Source organism: Ruegeria sp. YTSC230 (assembly GCF_059609665.1).
In genome coordinates, this window is record NZ_JBXWMC010000004.1 from 355,541 (window position 1) to 382,108 (window position 26,568).

Below are 26,568 nucleotides of genomic sequence, written 5' to 3' on the forward strand. Positions count from 1 at the left end.
CCCGCTTGAGGGCAATCAAACTGAGGTGAACAGGTGAAATACCGCGGCTGCCTGACTTGTCGCAGAGCAGGTTGCGCCATAACTTTGAAATTATGTGGTCATTTGCCGATATCCGCCCGGCCTATAGCAGGGCTGAACGTGTCAGTGATGGCGTTGTTCATGTCCTTGGCGTCACTGCGGCTATCGTTGCCGTTCCGTCGCTGATCGCGTTGACCGCCTTATACCGGACCGAGCCTGCCGCTGTTCTTGGGGTCTCGGTCTACGGCTTCACGCTCATACTGATGCTGTCGTTTTCGGCTTTGTACAACATGGTGCAATCTGATCGATGGAGTGAGCTGCTACGCCGCCTCGATCACTCGGGAATTTATGTAAAAATTGCAGGTACTTACACGCCATTCATCTTGCTTTCCGGTGCCCCAATGACCGGACTCATGATCGGTCTTTGGTCATCTGCAACCCTTGGATCAATCCTGAAAATGATCGACCCGCACCGGTTCCGTTGGTTTGGTTTGGCGCTGTATGTGTTGATGGGATGGGCGTCCGTTTGGGCGGGTCAATCGCTGCTGGCCGACTTGTCGAAGCCTGTTGTGGCGCTGATGATCACCGGAGGCATCGTCTATACCGCAGGCATCGCCTTTTATCTTCTGGATTGGTTGCCGTTCCACAACACAATCTGGCATGTCTTCGTTCTGACAGGCAGCGTGTTGTTTTTCCTTGCGGTTTCGTTCCGTATTGCCTGGGCGCCGGTCCTGCAGATATGACGGTCAGCGGGTCAGTTCCCGCATCCCCTGTTCCAAACCGGCCAGCGTCATCGGCACCATGCGGTCCTCGAAAACCTCGCGGATCATGCCGATGGAATGGGTGTATTCCCAGTACTTTTCCGGCACCGGATTGATCCACAGGTTTGATGTCCACTGCTCGCGCGCACGTTGCAGCCAGACCTGACCGGCTTCTTTGTTCCAATGTTCGTTCGCGCCGCCGGGATAGGCAATCTCATAAGGGCTCATCGAGGCGTCGCCGACGAAGATGCACTTGTAGTCTGAACCATAGGTGCGCAGTACTTCGTGGGTCGGGGTCTGTTGATCCCATCGGCGGTGATTGTCACGCCAGACGCCTTCATACAGGCAGTTGTGAAAATAGTAATATTCCAGATGTTTGAACTCGGTTCTTGCAGCGGAAAACAGCTCTTCGACAACTTTGATATGTGGATCCATCGAGCCGCCCACATCCAGAAACAACAGCACTTTGACTGCGTTGTGACGCTCGGGGCGGGTTTTGACGTCGAGATAGCCATGTTCGGCGGTGGCGCGGATGGTGCCGTCCAGATCCAGTTCCTCGGCCGCACCTTCGCGGGCCCAGCGACGCAGGCGCTTCAGCGCGACCTTAATATTGCGCGTACCCAGTTCAACCGTGTCGTCCAGGTTCTTGAATTCGCGCTTGTCCCACACTTTTACGGCGCGCTGATGACGGCTTTCCTTCTGGCCGATCCGCACACCTTCGGGATTATAGCCATAAGCCCCGAACGGCGACGTCCCGGCGGTGCCGATCCACTTGTTGCCACCCTGGTGGCGGCCTTCCTGATCCTTGAGACGCTCGCGCAACGTCTCCATCAGTTTTTCAAAGCCGCCCATGGCCTCGATCTCGGCTTTTTCCTCGTCTGAAAGGTGTTTCTCGGCCATCTTGGCCAGCCATTCGGCAGGGATATCGACAGCTTCGAGCACCTGATCAAAGCTGATCTCTTCCAGACCTTTGAAGCTGGCGGCAAAAGCTTGATCGAACTTGTCGATATTGCGCTCGTCCTTCACCATCGACACGCGGGCGAGGTAATAGAACGCCTCGACATCATAGGTCGCCAGACCCTTTTTCATGCCTTCCAGAAAAGTCAGATACTCGCGTAGTGATACGGGAATGCCAGCTTTGCGGAGGTTTTCGAAAAAGGGCAGAAACATGCGTTAACCCACCAAACGAACCAGGATCAGGGAAAGCACCAGACCTACAATGGCAAATGCGATGCCGTAACCGGCCGCATATTGGGCAATATCCGCGCCGCTGCCATTGCGTTTGCGAGCCTTCATCGCGCCAAGGATCGCCCCCAATAACGCCATTCCCAAAACTACGACCATGCGTTACCCGCCTCTGTTGTTGGTGGACGGACCTTCGGCAACTTCCTGCATCAGCGACCGGACCACGACTTCCGAGCCAAAGCCGTATCGCGCCCATGCCAGACTGTCCAGCCTGACGGTACGTGCCTGTTTCGAGCGTCCGGCCTGATTGAGCGCTTCGGATTTCAACAGTAACAGAGTGGCCAATTGAGAGGCGTTTTCAGCCCGCGACATGACAGCAATTGCCTTGTCCAGTTCGGGCAGAATCTCTGGTCCTTTTCCCTGTGAAAGCGCGAAGGCCGCGGTTTGCGTGGTCACATAGGCCTGATGAATTTCAGTTCCCGGAGCAGAGCGCAGAAATTGCATCGCAGTTTCGTATTGTCGGATCGCTTCTTGCGGATTGTCGAATTGCGCCATGCGGCCAAGAATATAATGCGGATATGCCCGTCGATGGTCGGTCCAGCCCTTTTCCTGCCCGATCTGAACCGCTCTTTCCGCGGCTTTCACCCGGTTGCGTGTGCTTGGCCTTGATCCAAGCGACTTTTGGACGGCGTTGATCCACTCGCGCGGTGTGTCCGAAACAGGTTGCGCCGGCAAAGTGTCGCCGCGTGGGTTCAGCCGGCTAAGGATGCCGGGCAGGACCGCCTGGACTTGCTCACGCGTCATTCCGCTGCGCAGTTGGGGCGAATAAGCCGTGCGCAGGATCAGCATGTCAAAACCGGTCAGAATGGTGTGGATGTTGTCGTCGTTGAACACCGAATCCGGCAGGTGGTACAGATCATTCAGTGGCCCCAGTGCCTGTGCCAGTTCCTCGTGCAGGCAGTCGCGCTTTTCCTGCGGGCTCACGTCATAAGGAATGAAAATGCCCAGCCGTTCGCGGCTGCGCAGCGCGGTCCAACTGCTCTTCCGTTTGCGCCGGTCCTGTCGATATTCCTCAAAGCTGGATGCGTTGGGAACCACGAAACAGGCGGCTTGCGGCAGGATGCGCTGTATCTGCTCCTGGCTAACGGCCTCGATTGTTATGTTGGCCTGGCCATCCGTTATCTGGCGAATGTCGATCCCGGCCTCGCGTTGCAGACGCGTCAACAACCGGGCCAGATCGCGCTGCATTGACGGTGTGGGTGATCCCGTAAGCCGAACGGTGATGGGGCCCTCGAACCGCGTGAAGACGGGCAGGGTGGCGCCGCCTTCGAGCGCGAAGTGCAAAGAAAGGAAATCGGCTGCAATATTAGCGTTCGACCGGGCGGGTGGTCTGGGTCGGGTTGACGTGAACGCTTTGGCGGGCGGCAGGTTTGCCTCGATCGCCTTAACGCGTGTTGGCGGTTCAGGGGTGGTGACCGCGGTGCATCCGGCGACGGCAAAGCCAAACAGGACCGCAGCGACCCTGATCATGGGCGTTGATACCGGATAAAGGGCGTTTGCTTGCCGATCCGATCATAGAGCTTGCGCGCTGTGTGATTGAACTCTTGCGTCAGCCAATAGACGGACGGTGCGCCTTGCTGGTCGGCCTCATCATACACCGCTTGAATCAACGCGCGGCCAACACCAGTTCCGCGCGCCTCGGGCCGGGCGAACAGGTCTTGCAGGTAGCAAACGCTTTCCTCTTTCCACGCATGGCGGTGAAAAAGGTAATGGGTCAGGCCTACAAGATGACCATCCGCTTCGGCAACGAAACAAGAAAAATCATTGGGATTATCCGCAAGCAATCGTGCGAAGGTGCTGTCATATGTCTGATCCGGCACGGTCGTTTCATAAAACGCCAGATAGTCGCGCCACATCTCGGCCCATTCGGCGCGATCTTCGGGCAGCAGCGCCCGGATATTGAAGGTGTCAGACAAGCAATGGCTCCTATGTCGTCAGGCCGAACTGCCCGACGGCGTCGGACGGCCTTTTGGCCAATGCTGACACCGGGCCCCCCGCAAGGCAAGCGGGGATCACCAAGTGTTCAAATTTCTCAGCGTTTGCTGCGTGCCATGAAGGCGAGACGCTCAAACAAGTGAACGTCCTGCTCGTTTTTCAGCAGAGCGCCGTGCAACTTGGGCAACGCATTGGCCCCGTCGCGTTTGAGGTCTTCGGCGGTCAGGTCTTCGGCCAGCAACAGCTTGAGCCAGTCCAGCACTTCCGAGGTCGATGGTTTCTTTTTCAGCCCCTGCGTTTCACGGATTTCGTAAAACTGGGTCAGCGCTGTGGTCAATAATGCATCCTTGATGCCCGGGTGGTGCACGTCGACGATACGGCGCATGGTCGCCTCATCCGGGAAGCGGATATAGTGGAAGAAACAGCGCCGCAGGAACGCGTCGGGCAATTCCTTTTCGTTGTTCGAGGTGATGATCACTATGGGGCGGTTTTTGGCTTTGATGGTGTCCCCGGTTTCGTAGACATGGAACTCCATCTTATCGAGTTCTTGCAACAGATCATTGGGAAATTCGATATCGGCCTTGTCGATCTCATCGATCAGCAGCACGACCTTTTCATCGGTCTCAAAGGCCTGCCACAGTTTGCCCTTGCGAATATAGTTCGACACGTCATGTACGCGCTCGTCACCCAATTGGCTGTCGCGCAGGCGGCTGACCGCGTCATATTCGTACAGGCCTTGCTGCGCGCGGGTGGTGGATTTCACGTTCCACTCAATCATCTTCAGCCCCAGCGCGCCTGCTACCTGTCTGGCCAGTTCGGTCTTGCCGGTTCCGGGTTCACCCTTGACCAGCAGGGGACGTTCCAGCGTAACGGCGGCATTCACTGCAATTGTCAGGTCATCGGTGGCAACATATTCGGCTGTACCTTGGAAACGTGCGGTCATGGGCCCCTCATTCAATATCGCGCGGCATGTGTCTTTGGGGTTATAGTGGGGTGAAAAATTTGACAAGACAGGTCGCAACGTCGTGCAGCGCGAAATTGACGTGCGACTCCAATGCCTTTGGTTGATTCGGGTGCCAACATAGGGCGCGACGATTTTGGGAACGCCCAAAAAATGCCTGTCAATTTTCACAGAAAAACAAGGATTTGTTGTTTTAAGTCTCATATTTAGACGACCTGAAACAGCACGCAGCCGGGCTAAGTTTCCATAGTGACATTCCCCCCGCTGTCGGATAAACGCTCCGCAGAAGGGGATTGCCGCATGTCAGGTGAAGCAAAGGTGACCGGCGTTGCAGGCCACACCGAGGGAGCAAAAATGAAGCAGGAAGTATTTCTGCCAGAGGATTATCGTCCAGCCGAAGACGAACCATTCATGAACGACAAGCAGTTAGAGTATTTTCGTCGTAAGCTGCTGGATTGGAAAACTGAACTTTTGGCAGGCAGCCGCGATACGATCGAAGGGCTGCAGGACAACACTCGCAACATTCCGGACGTCGCAGACCGCGCAAGCGAGGAAACTGACCGTGCGCTGGAACTGCGGACACGTGATCGCCAGCGCAAGCTGGTGGCCAAGATTGACTCGGCCCTGCGCCGGATCGACGAAGGCGAATACGGATATTGCGAGAAAACGGGCGACCCGATTTCGCTGAAGCGTCTGGATGCGCGCCCGATTGCGACCATGACGCTTGAGGCGCAGGAACGCCACGAGCGCCGCGAAAAGGTCCACCGCGACGATTGATCGCTGGAAAAATCAGAATTCTCAAACGCCGGGGTCTTTTGCTCCGGCGTTTTTGCTTTAAGCCAGTGATATGAATATCAACGGTCTGAAATTTGGCATCATCGGCGGTGGTATCGGTGGGATCGCCGCCGCTCTGGCGTTGCGGCAACGCGGCGCTCAGGTTGTGGTTTTTGAGCAGGCAGCTGAATTGACCGAGGTTGGCGCCGGCTTGCAGATCAGCGCCAACGGAATGGTTGTGCTGCGTGCCCTGAACGTTGTGGGTGAAACACCCGAGGCGGGCCAGCGGTCCTACGGAACGGTGCTGCGCGACTACCGGACAGGGCGGTCTGTTAGCGAGATACCGGCACCGGTCGCTGGACCTACCTATTACTACCATCGTGCTGACCTGGTGGAATTGTTGCACAAAGCAGCGCTTCGGGACGGTGTTGAGTTTCGACTGGGCGCACGAGTTGCGCAGGTGCGCAAACATCCCTCCGAAGCCGAGATTGTTCTGGAAAATGGTACAAGCCTGCTCGTTGATTGTGCGATTGCCGCCGACGGTGGGCGAAGCACGATCCGGGTAGACATGAACGGGCCCGAAGCACCGAAATTCACCCATCAGGTGGCCTGGCGGGCGACGATTCCTTGGGCGCGTCGCGATCACAAACCCTGCGCCGTTCTGACGATGGGACCGGGCCGGCATGTTGTTACGTATCCTCTGCGCGACCACACACTGATGAACGTCGTCGCGATCGAGGAACGATCCGACTGGCGGGAAGAAGGCTGGCGCCGACGCGGCGACCCCGAGGAACTGCGCGCTCGATTTTCCGACTTTGGCGGCGTGGTCGGGGAAATTCTGGGGCAGGTACAGGAACCCCACATCTGGGCGTTGTTTCTGCGACCAGTCGCAGAACGCTGGCAGAACGGGCGCATTGCATTGTTAGGGGATGCGGCTCACCCGACACTCCCATTTATGGCGCAGGGTGCCTGCCTTGCGCTTGAAGATGCGTGGGTCCTGGCCCGATCTTTTGATGACCAATCCGGGATAGAGCAGGCGCTGTCCACCTATGAAACCCGCCGTCATCGAAGGGCGCAGCGGGTGGTTTCTGCGGCCGGTGCCAACGCCCGAAATTTCCACCTGCGCGGCCCGATGCGGCTGGCCGCACAGGCGGCTCTGATGGCGGTAGGGCCACGATTGTCCCGGAAATACGACTGGATTTACAGCTACGACGCGACGGCCTGAGGTTTCACAGGTCCAAGTCGACCCAGACGGGGACATGGTCCGAGGGCTTTTCATGCCCGCGTATCTCGGCATCAATCCTGCAATCGCGCAACAGATCGGCGGCCTGCGGCGTAAGAAGGAAATGGTCGATACGGATCCCGTCATTCCGGTTCCAGGCACCGGCCTGGTAGTCCCAGAACGAATAATGCTCAGGACCTTGGGTGACGGCGCGGAACGCTTCCGTGAACCCCAGATTCAGGATCTTGCGAAACGCGGCGCGGCTTTCCGGCCGGAACAGAGCATCCTCGCGCCACGCATCTGGACGTTTGGCGTCTTCGGCCTGCGGGATGATGTTGTAATCGCCAGCCATCAGCGCGGGCTCTTCGCTCGCCAGCAAATCGCGCGCGCGGTCATATAGCCGCTCCATCCAGGACAGCTTGTATTCGTATTTCGGACCCGGCACCGGGTTTCCGTTCGGCAGGTACAGACCGCAGATCCGAAGGGCTTTTGTGCCAATGACGGTCGCCTCAATCCAGCGGGCCTGTTCGTCCTCGTCGTCACCAGGAAGGCCCCGAGTCACATCTTCAAGTGGCAGCTTGGACAGGATCGCCACACCGTTGAAGCTCTTTTGCCCGTGGGTTTCGACGTTGTAGCCGCGCTCTTCAAACAGTTCGCGGGGAAAATTCTCGTCGATCGACTTGATTTCTTGCAGCAGCACAACGTCCGGCTGCGCGTCATCCAGCCAACGGGGCAGGGCTTCGGCCCGCGCTTTGATGCCGTTGATGTTGAACGTGGCGATTTTCATGCGCGATCCTCCGGCTGGCTGCCGGTTGATCTATCCCTCAACCGCGCTGGCAGGGCAAGGTCACATTGAAAATGAAGTGCCGCAGCCGCAGGATGAGGTTGCGTTGGGGTTCTCGATCACAAACCGCGCGCCGATCAGTTCCTGCGTAAAATCGATCACCGCGTTTTCCAGAAACGGCAACGAAATCGCGTCGACGATCACTTTCTGGCCTTTGCCTTCCAGCACAAGGTCGTCTTCTTTCGGTTCGTCCAGTGCGATTTCGTATTGAAATCCGGAACATCCGCCGCCTTCCACAGCGACGCGCAGGGCTTGTCCCTGATCGGCTGCACCGATCTCGGCGAGACGTTCAAAGGCGCGTTCTGTAACTGTGGGGGGCAGATTCATGCCAAACTCCAAAGGTTTATTTCCTTTACGCCTTACAATATAGAAAGTGCAAGGACAGGCGACAAGGACAAGGCCTTTGAACATAGCGGGTTTTGCCTCGAACCCAGGCCGCGCCAGGGGGCGGCTTGTGCCAGAGGAGGAAAGCAGTTTCCGGTCATGCTTTCAACGCGACAGGGACCGGATCATTCACGCCAGCGCGTTTCGGCGGCTTAAGCACAAGACACAAGTGTTTGTAGAGCACGAGGGCGACAGCTATCGCACGCGCCTGACCCATTCTATCGAAGTTGCACAGGTCGCGCGAACAATCGCCGGAGCTTTGGGCTTGAACGGCGAACTGACCGAGGCCGTGGCGTTGGCGCATGATCTGGGACACACACCGTTCGGACATACGGGCGAAGATGCCCTACATGCGCTCATGGAGCCTTACGGCGGATTTGACCACAACGCACAGGCCATTCGCATCGTCACGAAGCTGGAACGCCACTATGCCGAGTTTGACGGATGCAACCTGACATGGGAGTGCCTAGAGGGGATCGCCAAGCATAACGGGCCGGTCACCGGTGATTTGCCGTGGGCACTGGCCGAGTGCAACGCGAGTTTCGATCTGGAGCTGTACACTCATGCCGGTGCCGAAGCACAAGTTGCCGCCCTTTCGGATGACATAGCCTATAACAACCATGACCTGTTGGACGGGTTGAGGGCGGGTCTGTTCACGGATGATGAAATCGGGCAATTACCTATCGTCGGTGACTGCTATGCCGAGGTGGATCGGAGATATCCGGGTTTGGATTCTTATCGTCGCCGGCATGAGGCGCTGCGCCGTGTTTTCGGCGTCATGGTTTCCGATGTGATTGTCACGTCGCGTGGGCTGATCACGAGTTCGGGCGCGGAGACCGTCGAGGAAATTCGCAATCTTGGTTATCCGGTGATCCAGTTCTCGGGTGGCTTGTGGGCGCAACTCAGGGAAATCCGCGCCTTTTTGTTCAAGCAGATGTACCGCGCGCCCAGCGTCATGGACGTGCGCGCCGAGGTTAGCAAAGTCGTGGAAGATCTGTTCCCAATCTACATGAGCGATCCGAAACAGATGCCCGCGCGCTGGCATGAGGATATTGAGGCGGCCAGCGATGAAACAGCGCTGGCGCGGATTGTCTCGGACTACATTGCAGGAATGACCGACCGATTTGCCCTGCAGGATCATGCAAGGCTGGCTGGTACCTGATCACTCTATCCCGATATAGGCCAGCGCCCAGACCTGCTGGCCCGACTGTTCGGCGGCCAGGTCGGGGTCATCGGTCGGGGGGAAGACGATCATAGTGGGGCCATAGCCGCCAACACCCATCGGTGAGCCATCGGCATGGGTCGCGACGATGGGTTGATGGGCGGTGATGCTGTCCCAAGGAATTTCAGACTGATAGCCATCCATGGCCATTGGCTTGGCGGTTTTTCCTTCGGCCCCGGCCATGATCAACAGGTCCGACAAGCGTGGCCCGGAAAAGGCGATGTCTCTCTGATTGTCTTCCGGGCCGTAAGGAATAGTGATTTCAACCTGCTCCAGTCCGTCCAACATGGCCGCATCAAAGCCCGCGGCTCCGTCGTGCTGAACCTCCAAATATCCCAGCAGACCGCCATCGTTTTCACCGCGGGCTGGCAGGTTAGTTTCCGGGACTGCTCCGCCAAGGGTCAAAAGTACATGGCCTTGCGGTTCAGGCATGTCGGCCCAAAGCGGCAGGGCAGAGGTCAGAACAAAGGCGATGGGCAGGGCAAAGCGCATAGGGGTGTCTCCGGCTTGAATTTCCACCGACGTTAGCTGAGTCTACCGCTAATCCAAGCCCAAACTGATCGCTTCCATTGACCTTGCCGCTTTGCGTGGTAAACCGCCGGGCAAGCAAAAGGACATCCGAAATGAACCTGTTTTCCGAGATCCGCGGCCTCGTGCTGGACGCGCTGGCGCAGATGCAGTCCGAAGGCGCATTGCCCGAGGGGCTGAGTTTTGACAACGTGGCAGTCGAACCGCCGCGTGATGCAGCGCATGGCGACATGGCAACCAACGCCGCGATGGTGCTGGCGAAACCGGCCAAGATGAAGCCGCGCGACATTGCCGATGTGTTGGCTGGGAAGCTGGCGGCGGATGACCGGATAACCAGTGCTGAAGTGGCCGGACCGGGGTTCCTGAACCTGCGGCTTGCGGCGTCGGTGTGGCAGAGCGTTCTGGCCGCTGTGCTGGAAAAGGGCACGGATTATGGCCGTTCCAACATGGGGCATGGCCAGAAGGTCAACGTCGAGTATGTCTCGGCAAACCCCACAGGCCCGCTGCATGTGGGCCATACGCGTGGTGCCGTGTTCGGTGACGCGCTGGCAAGCTTGCTGGCGTATTCGGGCCATGACGTGACACGTGAATACTACATCAACGACGGGGGCGCGCAGGTAGATGTACTGGCGCGGTCCGCGTATGAGCGCTATCGCGAGGCCAACGGGCTGAGCCCCGAGATCGCCGAGGGGCTGTACCCTGGTGACTATCTGATCCCGATCGGCGAGGCGCTGAAGGAGAAATACGGCGACAGCCTGATCGACAAGCCGGAAAGCGAGTGGCTGGAAGAGCTGCGCGAGTTTTCGACCGATGCAATGATGGATCTGATCCGCGCCGACCTGAAGGCGTTGGGTGTTGAGATGGATGTGTTCTATTCCGAAAAATCGCTTTATGGCACCGGAAAGATCGAGGCTGCGCTTAAGTCCCTGACCGATAAGGGCTTGATCTACGAAGGTGTGCTGGAACCACCCAAAGGTAAAAAGCCCGAGGATTGGGAGCCGCGCGAGCAAACCCTGTTCAAATCGACCGAGCATGGTGATGACGTCGATCGGCCGGTCAAGAAATCGGACGGCAGCTGGACCTATTTCGCCCCGGATATCGCCTATCACTATGACAAGGTGACCCGTGGTTTTGATGCGCTGATCGACGTGTTTGGTGCGGACCATGGCGGCTATGTCAAACGGATGAAGGCAGCTGTTTCGGCCCTGTCCGATGGCAAGGTGCCGTTGGATATCAAGCTGACGCAGCTGGTAAAGCTGTGGAAGAATGGCGAGCCGTTCAAGATGTCCAAGCGGGCAGGGAACTTTGTCACTCTGCGCGATGTGGTAGATCAGGTTGGCCCGGACGTGACCCGGTTCGTAATGCTGACCCGCAAGAACGACGCGCCGTTGGACTTTGATTTCGACAAGGTGTTGGAACAAAGCCGCGAGAATCCTGTGTTCTACGTGCAATACGCTCATGCCCGTGTCATGAGCGTGCTGCGCCGTGCCGCCGAGGCGGAAATCGCTACGGATGACGCGACTCTCAAGGGTGCTGATCTTGGCAAGATCGACCATGCCTCAGAGCTGACGGTGGCCAAAAAGCTGGCTGAATGGCCGCGTCTGATCGAAATTGCCGCACGCACCAATGAACCGCATCGGGTTGCCTTTTACCTGTATGAGCTGGCGGGTGACTTCCACGCGCTTTGGAATAAGGGCAACGATGAAACGCAACTGCGATTCATTCAGGATGGCGATGTTGCCACAAGCCAATCAAAAATCGCATTGGCCCGGGCCGTTTCTGTTGTGATTTCAGCGGGCTTGGGTATTCTTGGCGTCACTCCGGCGCAGGAGATGCGGTAACTAACACCGCCCGACGCGCCGGTACGAGGTAGGCAAGAAATGACCCGCGCGCCACTTTTTAAGGCGCAATCGGGCGGTGAGGCGGACATGGCAAGTTACGATTACTCGGGGCAGATGCGCCCCGAGGAGATGCATTACACGAATCAGCCGCATCCTGAGGATGGGTATGAGTATCCCGACGACTCCTATGGCTATGAACAGGCTCCGCGAGGGGCAGGGTTAGGCCGTATCGTCAACGTCATGGGTGCAGTAGCGTCGCTGGCATTGGTCGCCGGGATCGGCGTCTGGGGCTTCAAACTGGTGATGCGCGACGTTAGTGGCGTGCCTGTAGTTCGCGCCATCGAAGGGCCAATGCGCATTCAGCCGGAAAACCCGGGCGGCACCCCGGCCGATCACCAGGGTCTGGCCGTCAATGCGGTGGCAGCCGTTGGAACGGCAGCGCCGCCAGCAGATCGCCTGATCCTTGCGCCGCGCCCGGTTTCGCTGACAGACGAAGATACGCCTGTTGAACCGCTGAAGCCGACGCAGGCCGTGCATGTCGTCGAAGAAGAGATCTCGGATCAAGAGGCCGCGCAGCTGCGCCAGAATACAGTCGATGCCCTGGTTGCAGAATTGGCCGGTGGAGCGGCAAAAGCGGATGAACCGGCAGAGCAGGGCGTACAGCTCGCCTCGTTGGCACTGCCCGAGGAAGAGCCCGCCATTGATCCTGCTGATCTGGCCGCACAATTACCGGACCCGGAACTGGCGGCACTGCCCGGTGTTCGCCGGTCCCTGCGTCCGTCCACGCGGCCAGCCCGAGCGACGCCAAGCGGGATTTCATCCAACAGCAGTACCGAAGCTGCGATCAACGCCGCTGTCAAAGCCGCCGTTGGCGTTGACGTGGATCCGAATACCCTGTCCAAAGGCACGCGCATGGCCCAGCTGGGTGCGTATGAAAGCTCGGATGTGGCCCGTGCGGAATGGGATCGCATGAATGGCCGTTTTGGTGAGTATATGGCTGGAAAACAACGTGTTATCCAGAAAACCTCAAGCGGCGGGCGGACATTCTATCGTCTGCGTGTTCTTGGGTTTGATGACCTGAGCGACTCGCGTCAGTTCTGTGCCGCTCTGGTCGCACAAGGTGCAGACTGTATCCCGGTTGCCGTTCGGTGACATTCGGAGCTGCGATCACCGATGCCGAAGGGCTGCGCCTGACGTCAGAGGAAAAGAGACTATTCCAGCAGATGAACCCATTCGGGTTCATTTTGTTTGCGCGCAACATAGATACAGCTGAACAAGTTCGTGCCCTATGCGATGACTTTCGCGATGCCGTAGGGCGCAATTGCCCTATCACCATCGACCAGGAAGGTGGCCGTGTGCAGCGTCTGCGCGCGCCATTGGCACGCGAATGGATGCCGCCCCTGGATCATGCGGGCCGCGCAGGGGATCAGGCGGAACGCGCTATGTACCTGCGGTATCGACTGATCGCAAAAGAGCTGTTCGAGCTTGGCATTGACAGCAACTGCGCCCCGATGGTCGATTTGGCGCGCGACGATACCCATGGGTTTTTGAAGAACCGCTGTTATGGCTCTGACCCCAAACGGGTTTCAGTTCTTGGGCGTGCGGTTGCCAAAGGCCATCTGGATGGGGGTGTTTTGCCGGTGCTTAAGCACATGCCGGGGCATGGATTGGCAACGCTGGACAGCCACCATGATCTGCCGCATGTGGACCTGACACAGGACCAGCTTGTGCAAGCGGATTTCGAACCGTTTCGGGCGCTGAACGATCTGCCGATGGGGATGACGGCGCATCTGGTCTATGACCGGATTGATCCGCAACCAGCTACGATTTCATCTGCGATGATCGGGCTGATCCGCGATAAAATCGGTTTTGACGGTCTAATCATGACCGACGATATCTCGATGAAAGCGCTGAGTGGCGCGCCCGAAGACATTGCGCGTCAGTCACTGGCCGCAGGGTGCGACGTGGTTCTGCACTGTAACGGAACGTTTGACGCGCGTGCCAAGGTGCTGGAAACAGCCGGAGAAATGACCGCGCAAGCGCAAAAGCGCGCGGAAAGGGCGTTGTCGATGCGACAGAAGCCTGTGGAACTTGACATCCAAGCGGCCGAAGCGGAACTATCTGCCCTAATGGGCGGGCAGGTATATGAACGATAATCTCTTTAGCGAAGACCCGGCCTCGGTCGCGGATCGTCTTGCGGCAGAGGCGTTGATTGTTGATGTCGACGGGTTCGAAGGTCCGTTGGATGTATTGTTGACCCTGTCGCGAACCCAAAAGGTCGACCTGCGGAAAATCTCGGTTCTCGCGCTTGCGCAGCAGTATCTGTCCTTTGTGGAAAAGGCGCGCGCGCTGCGGATTGAACTGGCGGCGGACTATCTGGTAATGGCCGCTTGGCTGGCCTTCCTTAAATCCCGGCTTTTGTTGCCACCGGATCCGGATGACGAAGGCCCCTCGGGCGAGGAACTGGCCGCTCACCTGGCGTTCCAGTTGGAACGCCTGCAGGCCATGCGCGACTCTGCCGCGCGTCTCATGGCCCGTGATCAACTGGGGCGCGATTTCTTCAAACGCGGGCAGGGTGAGGATATCACCCGTATCCGCACCGTGACTTACTCTGCCACGCTGTTGGATCTGATGCAGGGATACGCCCGTATCCGAACTCGTGACGAGTTCCGCCCCTTTGTTATGGACCGCGATTCAGTTTTCACAATGGAACAGGCGCTAGAGCGGATGCGCCCACTGATCGGGTTTGCCGGGGCTTGGACGGATATGGAATCCTATCTGCCCGAGGGCTGGGACGCTGACCCGGTGCGTCGCCGCTCGGCCACTGCAGCGACCTTTGCTGCCTCGCTTGAGCTGGTGAAAGAAGGACATATGGAGATGAAGCAAACCGAGACGTTTGCTCCGATCCATTTGCGCAAAAGGACTGACACACGTGACTGACGAACCGCAAGACGAAGGCACCGGCACTCTGTTCGAAGCGCCACCCCTGGCGGAGCAGGAGCGCATGGTCGAGGCTGTGCTGTTCGCCAGTTCCGAACCGGTAACGATCGCCGATCTTGAGGCGCGGATGCCCCACGGCAGCGATGCGGCGCAAGCGGTTGAAATTCTTCAGAAACGATATGAGGGCCGCGGCGTACGTGTTGTGCGTGTGGGTGAGGCTTGGGCTATTCGCACCGCCCCCGATCTGGGTTTTCTGATGCAAAAGGAAACGGTTGAAACCCGCAAGTTGAGCCGCGCAGCGATCGAAACGCTGGCCATTGTCGCCTATCATCAGCCCTGCACGCGGGCCGAGATCGAGGAGATCCGGGGCGTCTCGGTCTCGCGCGGTACAATCGACCAACTGTTGGAAATGGAGTGGATCCGTCTGGGCCGTCGCCGGATGACACCCGGCCGTCCGGTCACCTTTGTTGTGACGCCACAGTTTCTGGATCATTTCGGGTTGGAAAACGCCCGCGATCTTCCGGGGCTCAAGGAATTGCGGGCTGCTGGGTTGCTGGAAAACCGGCCGCCCCCGGGCACGATGCCGTTGGGCGAAGGGCGTGATGACAGCGAAGATGAGGACCAGACCGAGCTGTTCGAGGAAGAGTGATAACTTGGCCCTTTTGTTGCCGTTGGAATCACCTATGTTGTGGCCAATCTGAGGAGTTGAGCAATGAATATGAATCGCATCATCGACATGATCATCCGCCAGATCATGCGGCGGGTCGTCAACAAAGGAATCGACAAGGGTTTTGATGTGGCGGGCCGGATGGGAAAGCCGAAACAAAGATCGGCTGTGCCTCATGACTCGGGCGCAAATGACGACAGCAACCGTCAAGCCTAGCAGATAAGCCCGGCGCAGGGCGTAATCTGAACGTGCGCCGGTTCAAGAAGTGTTAACCAACAGCCTTGAAGTGTTTGGACAGTTTCAGCCCCTGTCCCTGATAATTCGACGCGATGCCCGCACCATAAAGCTGCGTGGGCATTTCGGCCATCTTCTCATAGACCAGCCTCCCGACGACCTGCCCATGTTCCAGAACAAAGGGAGCCTCGTGGCAGCGTACTTCCAGCACGCCGCGTGATCCCGCACCGCCCGCCGCGGCGTGACCAAAGCCGGGATCGAAGAATCCGGCATAGTGCACCCGGAACTCGCCGACCATTGCAAGGTAGGGGGCCATTTCAGCCGCATACATGGGGGGAATATGGACCGCCTCGCGGCTAACCAGGATATAGAATGCGCCGGGGTCCAGGATGATGCGGCCATCGGTGGTGCGCACCTCTTCCCAGTATTCTTGCGGGTCATATTCCCCAATCCGGTCCAAATCGATCACACCGGTATGCGGTTTGGCCCGATAGCCAACCAGATCAGTGTCGGGCAATTGCAGGTCGACCGAGAACCCCAGCCCATCCTGAATGACTGCCGGTCCGTCGACCAGTGGCGAGTCGTTGTGCAACGCGGTCAGTTCCGCGTCGCTGAGCACTGCCTGACCCTGACGAAAGCGAATCTGGTTCAGCCGCATGCCCGGTCTCACCAGAACCGAGAATGAGCGTGGACAGATCTCGGCAAAAAGCGGCCCGGTATAGCCTGCCGGTACCCGGTCAAACTCGGTGCCACCATCGGTGATTGTGCGGGTCAGAAGATCCAGCCGCCCAGTCGAGCTTTTGGCATTTGCCACCGCACTGGTATCGGCGGGCAGGGCCAGTGATTCCATCAGCGGCACCAGATAGACGCAGCCTTTTTCTAGAACGGCTCCGTCGGTGATGTCGATGCGGTGCATCTCGAACTCGGCGAGACGATCCGCGACCGTACGTCCTTCGCCGGATAGAAATGAAGCGCGGACCCGGTAAGCAACTGTACCTAAACGTAAATCAAGGCTGGCGGGTTGAATTTGCGCCGGGATAACCTCGGGGCTGGCGGTGATCTCACCGCGGCCGATCATCGCCTCGATCTGTTGGTTTGGGCATACACCTGTCATTCCGATCCCCTCTGTTGCCAGAGCGGGATCTGGCCAGTCTGCCATAAACGTCGGTGTGATTTGGTCGGGCTAGCAGGACTCGAACCTGCGACCTTCCGTCCCCCAGACGGACGCGCTACCAGGCTGCGCCATAGCCCGACGTTGAGGTGTTCATAAAGACTTTCCCGGCGGGGGCAAGAGGAAATCATCGCCTTTTTTCTTATCCTGCCGACCGGTTCTCAATTCGGTTGATGACAGCGCGCAAGTCCTTGGCGATTGGTGCAATCCGACGCAAAAGATCGTCGTCAAACTCGGTCCGTTCCCACGCTTGTGTGGCGATGCCGCCCATCAGGGGGGCTTCATCCAGATACTCGGGCGCAGGCTGTGGTGGCTCTGCTTGTGGTTGCTGCGGCGCAGGCGGGGGCGTTTCGACCTGAGGGGCTTGTTCAGCCGGAGCGGTTGCCTCGGCTACCGGGGCCGGTTCGCCCAGATCCAGATCGATCTGATCGCTGGGCGTGGCAGGCTTGGCGGAAAAGGGCACGACAACGGTATCGTCTGCCGGGGCGCTTTCAGGCGCGGCGGGCTCATCCAGGCTGGGCGACAGCGAGGAAACATAGGCCACGCCTTGTTCACGCAGGATGCGTTGGACGCCTTTTATGGTGATCCCGTCCTCGTGCAGCAGCTTTTTGATACCACCCAAAAGGCGCATATCATTTGGCCGGTAATACCTGCGGCCACCCGCGCGTTTGACGGGTTTGACTTGGCTAAAACGGCTTTCCCAGAAGCGCAGGACATGAGCCTGAACGCCTAACCAGTCCGCAACTTCACTTATTGTGCGAAAGGCGTCGGGGGACTTGCTCATGACCGTTCCGTCCCGAATTTACTTGCGATTCCCTGCGGCGACGCGATCCTTCATCAGGTGCGACGGGCGGAATGTCAGGACACGTCGAGGCTGAATTGGCACCTCTTCGCCGGTTTTGGGATTACGGCCGATGCGGGCGGTTTTGTCCCGAACACTGAACGTACCAAACGATGAAATCTTGACCTGTTCACCTTGGACCAGTGCGTCCGACATGTGGTTCAAGACGCTTTCGACAAGCTGAGCACTTTCATTACGTGAAAGGCCAACCTCGCGGAAAACAGCCTCGCTCAGATCCATTCGCGTCAGTGTTTTTTCGCCCATACCATTTCCCCTGTTGATATCAGAGAATATGGTGATGGCAAATTCGCTGTCAATATCAATGAATTGCACGAGGCTGTGTAAGCCGTTTTGCGCCGGTTACCAGCGCAGAACCACTGCGCCCCATGCCAGGCCGCCGCCGATAGCCTCGGTCACGATCAGATCCCCGGTCTTGATCTGGCCCCGTTGTTTGCCCACTGACAGGGCCAGGGGAATCGATGCGGCGGACGTGTTGCCGTGATCCTGAACTGTCACGACAACGTTATCCATCGGCAGGCCCATTTTCTTGGCAGTGCCCTGAATGATGCGAATGTTGGCCTGATGTGGCACGATCCAATCGACGTCCGCGTTGGTCAGACCGGCACGCCCCAGGGCCGTTTCTGCGGTTTTGGCCAGCTTTTCGACCGCGTGGCGGAACACCTGATTGCCCTGCATCCGCAGATGCCCGGTCGATTGGGTCGACACACCGCCGTCGACATAGAGCAAATCCTTGTAGCGCCCATCAGAATTCAGGTCAGTCGACAGAATGCCGCGATCCTGCGCGGTTCCTTCGCTGTCCTGCAGCTCAAGAATCAACGCGCCGGCACCGTCGCCAAACAGCACGCAAGTGGACCGATCAGTCCAATCCATGATGCGCGAAAACGTCTCGGCGCCGATGACCAGCACACGTTTGGCCTGACCGGACACGATCAAAGCGTTGGCGTTGCTGAGGGCAAAAACAAAGCCCGCACAGACGGCTTGCACGTCAAACGCAAATCCGTGGGTCATGCCCAGGCGCGCCTGGACCATCGTCGCGGCAGAGGGGAAAGTCAGGTCAGCAGTCGATGTCGCCAGGATGATTGCGTCGATATCCTCGGCCTTCAGGCCAGCATCGGCCAGGGCGGCCAAAGCAGCGTTGGTCGCCAGATCGGACGTGGTTTCACCATCAGCGGCAAAGTGGCGGCGTTCGATTCCCGAGCGAGCTTTGATCCACTCGTCCGACGTATCTAGCGTCTTTTCAAATTCGGAATTCGGAACGATGCGCTCTGGCAAATAGTGTCCGACACCTACAACAACTGAACGGCCTGCCATTTGGGGGTACTGCCTTTATTGTTATTCGCCCGCCTTTGGCGGTACGTGCGCGGCATCTTGTGCAAGCTGGGCTGTCGATGCAACCCGTGCCGCCAATTTTTCGGCGAAACCGGACTCGGCCAGGGTAAAGGCCAGTTTGATCGCTGCCGAAACTCCGGTGGCATCTGCGCCACCATGTGATTTGACCACGGTTCCGTTGAGGCCAAGAAAGACACCGCCATTCACTTGGCGTGGGTCGATGCGTTTCTTCAACCGTTGCAGCGAGGTGATGGCCAGAACCGATGCGAGCCGGGACAGGGGGGAATATTTGAAGGCCTCGCGCAGCAGGTCACCGATCAGGCTGGCCGTGCCTTCGCCGGTTTTGATTGCGACGTTTCCGGTAAAGCCATCGGTAACAATGACATCCGCCTTGTCACCGGGAATGTCGCTGCCCTCCACGAAGCCTGCGAAGTCAAAATTCGCCTGCTCTGCGAATTCCGAGATCATCGCGTGGGCTTCTTTCAGTTCGGCCCGGCCTTTGTGTTCTTCGGTGCCAACATTCAGCAAACCGATCCGGGGCCGATCCAATGCCATGCCGTTGCGGGCATAAGACGCCCCCATCAATGCATATTGCAGCAGATCCTTGGCGTCGGCCCGCACATCGGCGCCGACATCCAGCATCACGTTAAAGCCCTGAGGGTTGCGCGAGGGCCACAGAATCGCAATTGCCGGGCGGTTTACACCCGGCAATTTGCGCAAACGCATCATCGACAGCGCCATCAGTGCGCCGGTATTGCCACAGGAAACAGCCCCGTGGGCTTCGCCTTTGCGCACTGTTTCCAGCGTCGACCACATCGATGTCTGCTTGCCGCTGCGGACGACCTGGCTAGGTTTGTCCTCCATCGTGACCACGTCGGGGCAATCACGAAAAACGACGCGTCCCTGCAGGACACGCCGTTTGGCGACAAGTTTGCGCAACTTTTGCTCGGGCCCGTGCAGAACGAAGGCGATATCGGGGTTCTTGTTTGCCGATTTGGCAATGCCCGCAACAACAGTCGCGGGCCCCGAATCTCCGCCCATAGCGTCAACCGAGATGGTAATCCGTCCGGCTTGCGTGGGCTGTTCCGTCATGCCTTGGCCTACGAGTTATGAGGCTTAGGCCGCGTCTTCGTCCAGGTCGATTTCGTCGGCCTGAGCGACGACTTCACGGTCATCATAATGGCCGCAGGACGCGCAGACGTGGTGCGGGCGCTTCAGTTCGCCACAGTTTGCGCATTCGTTCGGGTTTGCAGCAACCAGAGCGTCATGTGCGCGGCGATTGTTGCGGCGCGACTTGGAAACTTTGTTCTGTTGGACAGCCATGGTCTCAACCTTTGTCTATTAAGGGTCAGCAGATTCGCTGCTGGCCGGGTTTCATTCTTCGTTTTTCTAGTGGTTTGACGCGCGTTTAGGGGACGGGCCCCGCAATGTCCAACCCAAATTCCGTTGAGCGCGCGAAAATACTGCGATTCTCGGCATGTTCAAGCGATTTTTCTGGAGGCCTGCTATGACAGGAAATCAGACCTATGTCACTCGTCTTTTTTCAAAGCATCGCGCAAATTCGCCAGTCCGGCAAACGGCTTTGCGTCTTCGTCCGTCATCGCCTGTTTACCCGGCTCAGTATAGCCGGCCTGTTCCAATTCTGCGCCGTCCTTCCGTGGGTATTGGGGCAGGGCAAGCGACAGCGCCTCAACCATCACCGATGCGGGGTCGATTTCCGTGCCCAGTGCTTCGGTCTCATCGCCTTCGGGGATTTCGAATTCAGGCTCGTCGGGGTTTTGCCAGTCTTTCAGATAGATCCGTGACACAGGGATATCGATGCGCGTGGTTACGGGTTCAAGCGTCACGACACAGGGTTGAATCACCGTCGCCCCCAGTTTTCCGGCAAGAATCCAATCGCGTTTGCCTTGTGCCCTTACGTCACCCACAAAGCTGAGCTTGCGCAGACCCAACAATCCCAGTTCAGTTTTGATTGCGTCCAGGCCCTTGCTATCGGGGCGCAGATCAAACGGTGTGGGCGCGTTTTGGGGCAGGTCGGCCACCCGCAGAGATGTATTAGTCGTCATTCGTGACCCTTTCGTGTGTTGAACCGGGGCTGCGGTTTATGTAATCGGATAGGGTCCGCAAGGTCCCAAGGCAAGAGGATGTAAATGTTGAAGGTTGTGAACAGGTTGAAACCGGCGTCCAAAAGGCTTGTCTTTGCGGCCTGTTTGGTTGCGGCTGGCGCTTGCACGCCAATCTTCAAGAATCACGGATACGTCCCGCCGGCTGACCAACTGGCTGAGATCAAAGTGGGCGTCGATACCCGCGACAGCGTTGTTGAAACTATCGGAGCGCCCAGCTCTGCCGGGCTGGTGAAGGATTCGGGTTTTTACTATGTCCGCTCTCGCGTGCGCCATTACGGCCCTAAGCGCCCCGAAGTGGTGTCGCGCGAACTGGTTGCGATTAGCTTTGACCAGCGTGGCGTTGTGCGGAATATCGAACGTTTTGGTCTTGAGGATGGATATGTGGTGGTACTGGACCGCCGCGTGACCGAATCCAGCGTTCAGAACCGTGGCTTCCTGCGCCAGCTGTTGGGCAATATCGGCAACTTCAACCCTGCGAACATTCCGGGCGCGAATTAAGTCTGCGCCGCCTCTTGCTACGGTCACAGGACAGTCACATGTTCTGTGGTAGAACCGCTGCAACATGAAGCAGGTCAGCAACCGCGGAGGATGCGACCATGGCATTATTGCTGGGCAAGGGCAGATACCGGGCTCGTTTGGCGCAGTCACCACAGGATGTGGAGGCGGCGCAGAAACTGCGAACTCTGGCATTTGGGACGGATCAGATTGACCGGGATGAATTTGATACGGTCTGCGCGCATATCCTTGTTGAAGATTCGCGCTCCGATGGACGGCTGGTGTGTTGTTTCAGAATGCTGACAATGGAGCACGGGGCCGAGGTTGACCGCAGTTATTCTGCCCAGTTCTATGATCTGTCTGCCCTCAAAGGGTTCGACGGCCGCATGGTCGAAATGGGCCGTTTCTGCATTCACCCGGAATGGACAGACCCGGATATCCTGCGGGTCGCCTGGGGTGCGATGACCAATTACGTGGACCAGAACAACGTCAAGATGTTGTTCGGCTGTTCATCCTTTGCAGGAACCGAAACTGTCGAGTATCTGGACGCCTTTGCCATGTTGAAGCAACGGCATCTGGCGCCAAAGCGTTGGTTGCCGCGGGTCAAGGCCCCTGATGTATTCAAGTTTGCCTCTCGCCTGCGGCGTAGGCCCGATGTGAAAAAGGCTATGTTGCGGATGCCTCCATTGTTGCGCACCTATCTGATGATGGGCGGCTGGGTCAGTGATCATGCGGTTGTGGATCGGCATATGAATACGCTGCATGTATTCACCGGGCTTGAGATCGGGGCGATCCCCCCGGCCCGAAAACGGTTGCTGCGCGCAGTGGTCCGGTAGTTTGAGTATTTTCGAAAAGGTGAAACAGGGGCGTTGACGCTTTGTGTCCACCGGTTTAGCTGGCGGCATGGCGAGAATTCCTTTGTTGCAGATGTCCGGCATTTCCCTGACTTTCGGGGGCGATCCGGTGTTTTCGGGGCTGGACCTAGTGGTTCAGCCGGGCGACCGAGTTGCGTTGGTTGGGCGAAACGGGTCGGGAAAGTCGACCCTGATGAAAGTCATGGCCGGTCTAGTCGAGCCTGATCAGGGTGACATCGTGGTGCCGCCCGGAAAATCTGTTGGCTACATGGAGCAGGACCCCGGCATGGAAGGGTTCGCGACACTGGGCGATTACGCGTCCAGCGAGTTGGAGCCGGGTGAGCTGTACAAGGTCGAACGCGCGGGCGAGGGGCTGAAGTTCGATCCCTCCCGCCCGATTGAAACCGCTTCGGGTGGCGAGCGTCGCAGGGCCGCATTGGCCAAGCTGATGGCCGAAGCGCCGGACCTGATGCTGCTGGACGAGCCGACAAACCATCTGGATATCGAAGCGATTGCCTGGCTGGAACGCGAACTGGGATCGACCCGCGCAGCCTTCGTTCTGATTTCACATGACCGTGCGTTTTTGCGCGCTTTGACCCGCGCGACGTTGTGGATCGACCGCGGCATGGTACGGCGGCAGGAGCAAGGGTTTGAGGCTTTTGAAACCTGGCGCGACAAGATTTGGGAAGAAGAAGATCAACAGCGTCACAAGCTGAATCGTCTGATCAAATCTGAAGCCAAATGGGCGGTCGAAGGTATCAGTGCACGGCGCAAGCGAAATCAAGGCCGGGTGCGGGCTTTGCAGGCCTTACGCGCTGAAAAGGCCGCGCAGATCAAACGTCAAGGATCAGCGGCAATGTCGCTGGAAGGCGGACCAAAGTCTGGGCGAAAAGTGATTGAAGCCAAGGGGTTGTCCAAGTCTTTTGACGCGCAGAAGATCGTTCGGAACTTTGATCTGTTGGCACAACGTGGGGATCGCGTTGCCTTTGTCGGACCGAATGGTGTGGGAAAGACAACCCTGCTCAAAATGTTGCTGGGTCAGGAACAGCCCGACGAAGGAACAGTGACGCTGGGCACCAATCTTGAAATCGCGGTTTTCGACCAGGCTCGCGCGCAGCTGGATCCCGAAATGACCCTGTGGGATAGCCTGACAGGCGATCCCGAAATGCGGGTTTCCGGCAAAGCGGATCAGGTGATGGTCGGTGGCCAGCCAAAGCACGTGGTCGGATACCTCAAGGAATTCCTGTTTGATGATGCGCAGGCAAGAGCGGCCGTTAAGTCATTGTCAGGTGGCGAAAAAGCGCGTTTGCTGTTGGCGAAACTGATGGCCAAGTCCTCGAACCTTTTAGTGCTGGACGAACCGACCAACGATCTGGACGTTGAAACGCTGGACCTGTTGCAAGAACTGCTGGACGACTATGACGGCACTGTCCTGCTGGTTAGCCATGATCGGGATTTTCTGGACAGGGTTGCCACCACCACGATTGCGATGGAGGGCAATGGCCGCGCGACCGTCTATGCGGGCGGGTGGTCGGACTACATCGCGCAACGGGATGACGTTGCCGAAAAGAAAGCTGAAAAAGCAAAGACTTCGAAGTCAAAGCAAAAGCAGGAAGCGCAGCCGAAATCCGGACTGTCTTTCTCGGAAAAGCATCGGCTTGAGAAATTGCCTGCCGAGATTGCCCGCCTAGAGGCCGAAATCGGCAAGCTGGAAGAGCTTATGTCCGATCCCCAGCTGTTCACCCGTGAACCGGTCAAGTTCCAGAAGGCGACTGAGGCGCTGGTCGAACGGCAAGAGAAACTGGCCGCCGCCGAAGAAGAGTGGTTGGTGCTTGAGGAAAAGGCCGAAGGCCCCTAGCGGCGCGTCAACGGTCGGGCAGGGTTGCCGACAACCGTTTCCCCGTCCGCGACGTCTTTGGTTACAACGCTGCCTGCGCCAATAATGGCGTTGTCGCCGATGGTGACGCCGGGCATCACGATGGCACCTCCGCCAACCCAGACGTTTCGGCCAATGGTCACCGGTATCCCGATTTCCAAACCTTTTGCACGCTCAACGGGGTCTTTGGCGTGCTGCGCGCAATAGATCTGTGCGTGTGGGCCAAACATCGTGTCATCACCGATCCGAACCTGCGCGGTGTCCAAAATTACGCAGCCCGCGTTGAAATAGACACGCGCGCCGAGGTGGATGTTAAGCCCGTAGGCGCAATGAAACGGAGCCTCAAGTAAGCAATCCGGCCCGACGCGAGCGAACAACGCCTGCAACTCGGGCGCCATGGCACCCCAGGCATCTGGCGGGCAGGTGTTATGTGCGTGGACTGCGTGCCGGGCACGGGTGCGCAGCGCCTCAAGTTCCGGGTCCAGGCAGTTATACCACTGCCCGGACTGCATCTTTTCCCGCTCTGTCATGGGACAGGCTTAACGCATACGAAGGGCTCCGTCGATGCGGATGACTTCTCCGTTCAAGTAGCCCATCTCGACGATGAAACCGGCCAACCGCCCGTATTCTTTCGGATCACCCAGACGTGCAGGGTTTGGGACATCTGCCGCCAGTTGTTGTTGTACTTCTTCAGGCAGGCCCGCCAGCATCGGCGTCATGAAAATTCCCGGAGCGATGGTCATTACGCGCACTCCGGTCGAGGCCAGATCGCGCGCCATTGGCAGCGTCATCCCCACGACACCGCCTTTTGAGGCTGCGTATGCCGCTTGTCCTTTTTGCCCGTCGAAGGCCGCGATTGAAGCGGTGTTGATGATCACCCCGCGCGCGCCGTCCGGTTCGGGTTCGTTCTTAGCCATTTCAGCTGCGGCCAGGCGCGAGACATTGAACGTTCCCACCAGATTGATGTCGATTGTGCGCTGAAACGCGTCCAAAGGGTGGGGGCCATCTTTGCCGACCGTCTTGATGCCATAGGCAATCCCGGCGCAGTTCACCGCGACCGTGATGCGGCCCATCTTGTCCTTTGCATGCTCAATTGCCGACGCGACTGAGGTTTCGTCTGTCACATCCGTTTCTGTAAAATGCCCACCGATCTCTGCGGCCACTTTTGGGCCGCGCTCAGCGTCGCGGTCCAGAAGCGTCACCTGCGCGCCCTGTTCTGCGAAATAGCGGGCGGTTGCCTCGCCCAGACCTGACGCGCCGCCAGTTATGATTGCCGCGGATGTCGATAGTTGCATCACGGATACCTCTCCAAAATTTTGACACTTTTCTGCCACTTTTTATGTGGCGGTCCTAATAGATGTTGTATATTTGGCCTATCGGACCGTCACAACTGGTGTCGTGCCCGAGTTTAATGAGTGGTGGTGAGCCAAAGTTAACGCATCTTCAGCGGATATTTATCCGCACTTCATTTGCGGCTCCCACTTGGTAATCGAAGACCCTGACGCACTTGGGTGTTAAGGCGCAAGGAGCTAAATGATGCGAATTAAACTGAAATCTAGCGTTTCGGCTTTGGTGGCCTCTCCGTTTGTTGGGGCGCTTCTGGTGACCACAGCGCAAGCTGCATCTGGGGTTTGCGACGCACGCACAGCACGGATCGCAGCAAATGCAGGAGACTACCAAACACTGTGTGATTGCACTCAGGTGACCCCGAGTTTCCTGAACCGGCTGCAGAAGCACTCCGATTTCGATTCGATACTGGCTGCAACTGGTCAACAGTGCCCCGGTTTGGCCGCATTGTTGACGGATTTTTCAACTGGAACGATCGCGGCGGTGACCTCGAATGGCGAAGATCGTGATTCCAGCCAGTCATCTGGGAGCGGTTCCAATTCCAGCGGTGAGAATGGTTCGGGCGGCGAATCTTCTGGAGGAGGTAGCTCCTCTGGCGGCGGGTCTGGTGGCGGAGCGCCAGGCGGTCCCGGCGGAGCACCAGGTGGCCCAGGTGGTGGAGACGGCGGCGGAAATGGCGGCGGCAGCGGCGGTGGAGACGGCGGCGGCAGCGGCGGTGGAGACGGCGGCGGCAGCGGCGGTGGAGACGGCGGCGGCAATGGCGGCGGAGACGGCGGCGGCAGCGGCGGTGGAGACGGCGGCGGCAACGGCGGCGGCAACGGCGGCGGAAATGGCGGCGGCAACGGCGGCGGTAATGGCGGCGGCAACGGCGGCGGAAATGGCGGCGGCAACGGCGGCGGTAATGGCGGCGGCAACGGCGGCGGAAATGGCGG

General features: G+C 58.3%; 31 protein-coding genes and 1 tRNA gene. 14 read left to right on the forward strand and 18 right to left on the reverse strand.

Going from position 1 to position 26,568, the window contains the following annotated elements:
* The first annotated feature begins 92 nt into the window (after window positions 1-92).
* Window positions 93-761 (forward strand): PAQR family membrane homeostasis protein TrhA, encoded by a 669-nt coding sequence (gene trhA, locus AC2FD9_RS10920; protein WP_496696707.1) that lies wholly within the window; start codon window positions 93-95, stop codon window positions 759-761.
* A gap of 3 nt (window positions 762-764) precedes the next feature.
* Here the strand turns inward: trhA and AC2FD9_RS10925 are convergent, their stop codons facing one another.
* The 5 genes from AC2FD9_RS10925 to AC2FD9_RS10945 all read right to left on the reverse strand — a co-directional run bounded on the left by AC2FD9_RS10925 (window position 765) and on the right by AC2FD9_RS10945 (window position 4,902).
* A complete protein-coding gene (locus AC2FD9_RS10925) occupies window positions 765-1,949 on the reverse strand; it encodes a vWA domain-containing protein (RefSeq protein WP_058274514.1) in 1,185 nt (394 codons plus the stop codon).
* Window positions 1,950-1,952: 3 nt separating this feature from the next.
* Window positions 1,953-2,123 (reverse strand): hypothetical protein, encoded by a 171-nt coding sequence (locus tag AC2FD9_RS10930; protein ID WP_186437468.1) that lies wholly within the window; start codon window positions 2,121-2,123, stop codon window positions 1,953-1,955.
* 3 nt (window positions 2,124-2,126) lie between these two features.
* Window positions 2,127-3,494 (reverse strand): DUF2927 domain-containing protein, encoded by a 1,368-nt coding sequence (locus tag AC2FD9_RS10935; protein ID WP_496836820.1) that lies wholly within the window; start codon window positions 3,492-3,494, stop codon window positions 2,127-2,129.
* The gene (locus AC2FD9_RS10940) at window positions 3,491-3,940 is read right to left on the reverse strand and encodes a GNAT family N-acetyltransferase (RefSeq protein ID WP_496836822.1); all 450 of its coding nucleotides are present in this window, start codon (window positions 3,938-3,940) and stop codon (window positions 3,491-3,493) included. The genes AC2FD9_RS10935 and AC2FD9_RS10940 overlap by 4 nt, the downstream gene beginning before the upstream one ends.
* A gap of 116 nt (window positions 3,941-4,056) precedes the next feature.
* Window positions 4,057-4,902 (reverse strand): AAA family ATPase, encoded by an 846-nt coding sequence (locus tag AC2FD9_RS10945; RefSeq protein WP_109311345.1) that lies wholly within the window; start codon window positions 4,900-4,902, stop codon window positions 4,057-4,059.
* A 372-nt stretch (window positions 4,903-5,274) separates the two neighbouring features.
* On the opposite strand from AC2FD9_RS10945, the gene dksA reads away from it, so the two are divergent.
* Both dksA and AC2FD9_RS10955 read left to right on the forward strand, forming a co-directional pair.
* Window positions 5,275-5,697 (forward strand): RNA polymerase-binding protein DksA, encoded by a 423-nt coding sequence (gene dksA, locus AC2FD9_RS10950; RefSeq protein WP_058274529.1) that lies wholly within the window; start codon window positions 5,275-5,277, stop codon window positions 5,695-5,697.
* A 70-nt stretch (window positions 5,698-5,767) separates the two neighbouring features.
* On the forward strand, window positions 5,768-6,919 hold the full coding sequence (locus AC2FD9_RS10955; protein ID WP_496836824.1) for an FAD-dependent monooxygenase: 1,152 nt from the start codon (window positions 5,768-5,770) through the stop codon (window positions 6,917-6,919).
* Between the two features lie 4 nt (window positions 6,920-6,923).
* On the opposite strand, the gene xth is transcribed toward AC2FD9_RS10955, so the two are convergent.
* Both xth and AC2FD9_RS10965 read right to left on the reverse strand, forming a co-directional pair.
* Entirely contained in the window at window positions 6,924-7,703 is a 780-nt protein-coding gene (xth, locus tag AC2FD9_RS10960; RefSeq protein WP_496735767.1) for an exodeoxyribonuclease III, read from the reverse strand.
* 60 nt (window positions 7,704-7,763) lie between these two features.
* Window positions 7,764-8,087 carry a HesB/IscA family protein gene (locus tag AC2FD9_RS10965; protein ID WP_058277565.1) on the reverse strand — a complete coding sequence of 108 codons (324 nt, stop codon included), beginning with the start codon at window positions 8,085-8,087 and terminating at the stop codon, window positions 7,764-7,766.
* 76 nt (window positions 8,088-8,163) lie between these two features.
* Between AC2FD9_RS10965 and AC2FD9_RS10970 the strand changes: the two genes are divergently transcribed.
* Window positions 8,164-9,306, forward strand: a complete 1,143-nt coding sequence (locus AC2FD9_RS10970) for a deoxyguanosinetriphosphate triphosphohydrolase (RefSeq protein WP_496836826.1) — start codon at window positions 8,164-8,166, stop codon at window positions 9,304-9,306.
* Here AC2FD9_RS10970 and AC2FD9_RS10975 read toward each other — a convergent pair whose 3' ends face one another.
* Window positions 9,307-9,858, reverse strand: coding sequence for a putative pterin-binding protein (locus AC2FD9_RS10975; protein ID WP_496836827.1), 552 nt, complete (start codon window positions 9,856-9,858; stop codon window positions 9,307-9,309).
* A 131-nt stretch (window positions 9,859-9,989) separates the two neighbouring features.
* Between AC2FD9_RS10975 and argS the strand changes: the two genes are divergently transcribed.
* The 6 genes from argS to AC2FD9_RS11005 all read left to right on the forward strand — a co-directional run bounded on the left by argS (window position 9,990) and on the right by AC2FD9_RS11005 (window position 15,558).
* The gene (argS, locus tag AC2FD9_RS10980; protein WP_058274506.1) at window positions 9,990-11,735 is read left to right on the forward strand and encodes an arginine--tRNA ligase; all 1,746 of its coding nucleotides are present in this window, start codon (window positions 9,990-9,992) and stop codon (window positions 11,733-11,735) included.
* A gap of 39 nt (window positions 11,736-11,774) precedes the next feature.
* A complete protein-coding gene (locus AC2FD9_RS10985) occupies window positions 11,775-12,887 on the forward strand; it encodes an SPOR domain-containing protein (RefSeq protein ID WP_496836829.1) in 1,113 nt (370 codons plus the stop codon).
* On the forward strand, window positions 12,884-13,891 hold the full coding sequence (nagZ, locus tag AC2FD9_RS10990) for a beta-N-acetylhexosaminidase (RefSeq protein WP_496836831.1): 1,008 nt from the start codon (window positions 12,884-12,886) through the stop codon (window positions 13,889-13,891). The genes AC2FD9_RS10985 and nagZ overlap by 4 nt, the downstream gene beginning before the upstream one ends.
* On the forward strand, window positions 13,881-14,675 hold the full coding sequence (locus AC2FD9_RS10995) for a segregation and condensation protein A (protein WP_058274503.1): 795 nt from the start codon (window positions 13,881-13,883) through the stop codon (window positions 14,673-14,675). The genes nagZ and AC2FD9_RS10995 overlap by 11 nt, the downstream gene beginning before the upstream one ends.
* Window positions 14,668-15,324 (forward strand): SMC-Scp complex subunit ScpB, encoded by a 657-nt coding sequence (gene scpB / locus AC2FD9_RS11000; RefSeq protein ID WP_282151414.1) that lies wholly within the window; start codon window positions 14,668-14,670, stop codon window positions 15,322-15,324. The genes AC2FD9_RS10995 and scpB overlap by 8 nt, the downstream gene beginning before the upstream one ends.
* 63 nt (window positions 15,325-15,387) lie before the next feature.
* Window positions 15,388-15,558, forward strand: a complete 171-nt coding sequence (locus AC2FD9_RS11005; protein WP_159089934.1) for a hypothetical protein — start codon at window positions 15,388-15,390, stop codon at window positions 15,556-15,558.
* A 52-nt stretch (window positions 15,559-15,610) separates the two neighbouring features.
* On the opposite strand, the gene AC2FD9_RS11010 is transcribed toward AC2FD9_RS11005, so the two are convergent.
* From AC2FD9_RS11010 to AC2FD9_RS11045, 8 genes are all read right to left on the reverse strand, one after another.
* Window positions 15,611-16,690: a 2'-deoxycytidine 5'-triphosphate deaminase gene (locus tag AC2FD9_RS11010; RefSeq protein WP_282151413.1), complete on the reverse strand. Its 1,080-nt coding sequence runs from the start codon at window positions 16,688-16,690 to the stop codon at window positions 15,611-15,613.
* Window positions 16,691-16,751: 61 nt separating this feature from the next.
* Window positions 16,752-16,828 (reverse strand) — tRNA-Pro (locus AC2FD9_RS11015).
* Window positions 16,829-16,889: 61 nt separating this feature from the next.
* Complete coding sequence (locus AC2FD9_RS11020) at window positions 16,890-17,531, reverse strand: MerR family transcriptional regulator (protein ID WP_496836834.1); 642 nt, start codon at window positions 17,529-17,531, stop codon at window positions 16,890-16,892.
* 18 nt (window positions 17,532-17,549) lie between these two features.
* Window positions 17,550-17,852, reverse strand: a complete 303-nt coding sequence (gene ihfA, locus AC2FD9_RS11025) for an integration host factor subunit alpha (RefSeq protein WP_058274526.1) — start codon at window positions 17,850-17,852, stop codon at window positions 17,550-17,552.
* Window positions 17,853-17,948: 96 nt separating this feature from the next.
* Window positions 17,949-18,920 carry a beta-ketoacyl-ACP synthase III gene (locus AC2FD9_RS11030; RefSeq protein ID WP_109311337.1) on the reverse strand — a complete coding sequence of 324 codons (972 nt, stop codon included), beginning with the start codon at window positions 18,918-18,920 and terminating at the stop codon, window positions 17,949-17,951.
* A 21-nt stretch (window positions 18,921-18,941) separates the two neighbouring features.
* Window positions 18,942-20,030, reverse strand: a complete 1,089-nt coding sequence (plsX, locus tag AC2FD9_RS11035) for a phosphate acyltransferase PlsX (RefSeq protein ID WP_058277573.1) — start codon at window positions 20,028-20,030, stop codon at window positions 18,942-18,944.
* Between the two features lie 24 nt (window positions 20,031-20,054).
* Window positions 20,055-20,261 carry a 50S ribosomal protein L32 gene (gene rpmF, locus AC2FD9_RS11040; RefSeq protein ID WP_037316137.1) on the reverse strand — a complete coding sequence of 69 codons (207 nt, stop codon included), beginning with the start codon at window positions 20,259-20,261 and terminating at the stop codon, window positions 20,055-20,057.
* A 206-nt stretch (window positions 20,262-20,467) separates the two neighbouring features.
* Complete coding sequence (locus AC2FD9_RS11045) at window positions 20,468-21,004, reverse strand: YceD family protein (protein ID WP_496836837.1); 537 nt, start codon at window positions 21,002-21,004, stop codon at window positions 20,468-20,470.
* Between the two features lie 84 nt (window positions 21,005-21,088).
* On the opposite strand from AC2FD9_RS11045, the gene AC2FD9_RS11050 reads away from it, so the two are divergent.
* The 3 genes from AC2FD9_RS11050 to AC2FD9_RS11060 all read left to right on the forward strand — a co-directional run bounded on the left by AC2FD9_RS11050 (window position 21,089) and on the right by AC2FD9_RS11060 (window position 24,271).
* Window positions 21,089-21,562 carry an outer membrane protein assembly factor BamE gene (locus tag AC2FD9_RS11050; RefSeq protein ID WP_058274497.1) on the forward strand — a complete coding sequence of 158 codons (474 nt, stop codon included), beginning with the start codon at window positions 21,089-21,091 and terminating at the stop codon, window positions 21,560-21,562.
* A gap of 98 nt (window positions 21,563-21,660) precedes the next feature.
* Window positions 21,661-22,395 carry a GNAT family N-acetyltransferase gene (locus AC2FD9_RS11055; protein WP_058274496.1) on the forward strand — a complete coding sequence of 245 codons (735 nt, stop codon included), beginning with the start codon at window positions 21,661-21,663 and terminating at the stop codon, window positions 22,393-22,395.
* A 67-nt stretch (window positions 22,396-22,462) separates the two neighbouring features.
* Window positions 22,463-24,271, forward strand: coding sequence for an ABC-F family ATP-binding cassette domain-containing protein (locus AC2FD9_RS11060; protein WP_496836839.1), 1,809 nt, complete (start codon window positions 22,463-22,465; stop codon window positions 24,269-24,271).
* On the opposite strand, the gene AC2FD9_RS11065 is transcribed toward AC2FD9_RS11060, so the two are convergent.
* The gene (locus tag AC2FD9_RS11065; protein WP_496836841.1) at window positions 24,268-24,819 is read right to left on the reverse strand and encodes a sugar O-acetyltransferase; all 552 of its coding nucleotides are present in this window, start codon (window positions 24,817-24,819) and stop codon (window positions 24,268-24,270) included. The two genes, AC2FD9_RS11060 and AC2FD9_RS11065, sit on opposite strands and share 4 nt — an antisense overlap.
* A gap of 9 nt (window positions 24,820-24,828) precedes the next feature.
* A complete protein-coding gene (locus AC2FD9_RS11070) occupies window positions 24,829-25,584 on the reverse strand; it encodes a 3-hydroxyacyl-CoA dehydrogenase (RefSeq protein ID WP_496836843.1) in 756 nt (251 codons plus the stop codon).
* Between the two features lie 241 nt (window positions 25,585-25,825).
* Between AC2FD9_RS11070 and AC2FD9_RS11075 the strand changes: the two genes are divergently transcribed.
* Window positions 25,826-26,568, forward strand: a 743-nt coding sequence (locus AC2FD9_RS11075) for a hypothetical protein (RefSeq protein WP_496836845.1), incomplete at its 3' end; no start/stop codon positions are given.

What these genes read in the sequence shown, in the direction of transcription:
- plsX (WP_058277573.1), bottom strand. Translation starts at nt 20,030, where the DNA reads ATGACGGAACAGCCCACGCAAGCCGGACGGATTACCATCTCGGTTGAC.
- AC2FD9_RS11060 (WP_496836839.1), top strand. Translation starts at nt 22,463, where the DNA reads ATGGCGAGAATTCCTTTGTTGCAGATGTCCGGCATTTCCCTGACTTTC.
- AC2FD9_RS11050 (WP_058274497.1), top strand. Translation starts at nt 21,089, where the DNA reads ATGTTGAAGGTTGTGAACAGGTTGAAACCGGCGTCCAAAAGGCTTGTC.
- AC2FD9_RS10925 (WP_058274514.1), bottom strand. Translation starts at nt 1,949, where the DNA reads ATGTTTCTGCCCTTTTTCGAAAACCTCCGCAAAGCTGGCATTCCCGTA.
- AC2FD9_RS10995 (WP_058274503.1), top strand. Translation starts at nt 13,881, where the DNA reads ATGAACGATAATCTCTTTAGCGAAGACCCGGCCTCGGTCGCGGATCGT.
- AC2FD9_RS10955 (WP_496836824.1), top strand. Translation starts at nt 5,768, where the DNA reads ATGAATATCAACGGTCTGAAATTTGGCATCATCGGCGGTGGTATCGGT.
- AC2FD9_RS11055 (WP_058274496.1), top strand. Translation starts at nt 21,661, where the DNA reads ATGGCATTATTGCTGGGCAAGGGCAGATACCGGGCTCGTTTGGCGCAG.
- rpmF (WP_037316137.1), bottom strand. Translation starts at nt 20,261, where the DNA reads ATGGCTGTCCAACAGAACAAAGTTTCCAAGTCGCGCCGCAACAATCGC.
- trhA (WP_496696707.1), top strand. Translation starts at nt 93, where the DNA reads ATGTGGTCATTTGCCGATATCCGCCCGGCCTATAGCAGGGCTGAACGT.
- AC2FD9_RS10930 (WP_186437468.1), bottom strand. Translation starts at nt 2,123, where the DNA reads ATGGTCGTAGTTTTGGGAATGGCGTTATTGGGGGCGATCCTTGGCGCG.
- AC2FD9_RS11030 (WP_109311337.1), bottom strand. Translation starts at nt 18,920, where the DNA reads ATGGCAGGCCGTTCAGTTGTTGTAGGTGTCGGACACTATTTGCCAGAG.
- argS (WP_058274506.1), top strand. Translation starts at nt 9,990, where the DNA reads ATGAACCTGTTTTCCGAGATCCGCGGCCTCGTGCTGGACGCGCTGGCG.
- AC2FD9_RS10945 (WP_109311345.1), bottom strand. Translation starts at nt 4,902, where the DNA reads ATGACCGCACGTTTCCAAGGTACAGCCGAATATGTTGCCACCGATGAC.
- AC2FD9_RS11045 (WP_496836837.1), bottom strand. Translation starts at nt 21,004, where the DNA reads ATGACGACTAATACATCTCTGCGGGTGGCCGACCTGCCCCAAAACGCG.
- AC2FD9_RS10985 (WP_496836829.1), top strand. Translation starts at nt 11,775, where the DNA reads ATGACCCGCGCGCCACTTTTTAAGGCGCAATCGGGCGGTGAGGCGGAC.
- dksA (WP_058274529.1), top strand. Translation starts at nt 5,275, where the DNA reads ATGAAGCAGGAAGTATTTCTGCCAGAGGATTATCGTCCAGCCGAAGAC.
- AC2FD9_RS10975 (WP_496836827.1), bottom strand. Translation starts at nt 9,858, where the DNA reads ATGCGCTTTGCCCTGCCCATCGCCTTTGTTCTGACCTCTGCCCTGCCG.
- AC2FD9_RS11010 (WP_282151413.1), bottom strand. Translation starts at nt 16,690, where the DNA reads ATGACAGGTGTATGCCCAAACCAACAGATCGAGGCGATGATCGGCCGC.
- AC2FD9_RS11005 (WP_159089934.1), top strand. Translation starts at nt 15,388, where the DNA reads ATGAATATGAATCGCATCATCGACATGATCATCCGCCAGATCATGCGG.
- xth (WP_496735767.1), bottom strand. Translation starts at nt 7,703, where the DNA reads ATGAAAATCGCCACGTTCAACATCAACGGCATCAAAGCGCGGGCCGAA.
- AC2FD9_RS10965 (WP_058277565.1), bottom strand. Translation starts at nt 8,087, where the DNA reads ATGAATCTGCCCCCCACAGTTACAGAACGCGCCTTTGAACGTCTCGCC.
- AC2FD9_RS11070 (WP_496836843.1), bottom strand. Translation starts at nt 25,584, where the DNA reads ATGCAACTATCGACATCCGCGGCAATCATAACTGGCGGCGCGTCAGGT.
- AC2FD9_RS11020 (WP_496836834.1), bottom strand. Translation starts at nt 17,531, where the DNA reads ATGAGCAAGTCCCCCGACGCCTTTCGCACAATAAGTGAAGTTGCGGAC.
- AC2FD9_RS11065 (WP_496836841.1), bottom strand. Translation starts at nt 24,819, where the DNA reads ATGACAGAGCGGGAAAAGATGCAGTCCGGGCAGTGGTATAACTGCCTG.
- AC2FD9_RS10935 (WP_496836820.1), bottom strand. Translation starts at nt 3,494, where the DNA reads ATGATCAGGGTCGCTGCGGTCCTGTTTGGCTTTGCCGTCGCCGGATGC.
- ihfA (WP_058274526.1), bottom strand. Translation starts at nt 17,852, where the DNA reads ATGGGCGAAAAAACACTGACGCGAATGGATCTGAGCGAGGCTGTTTTC.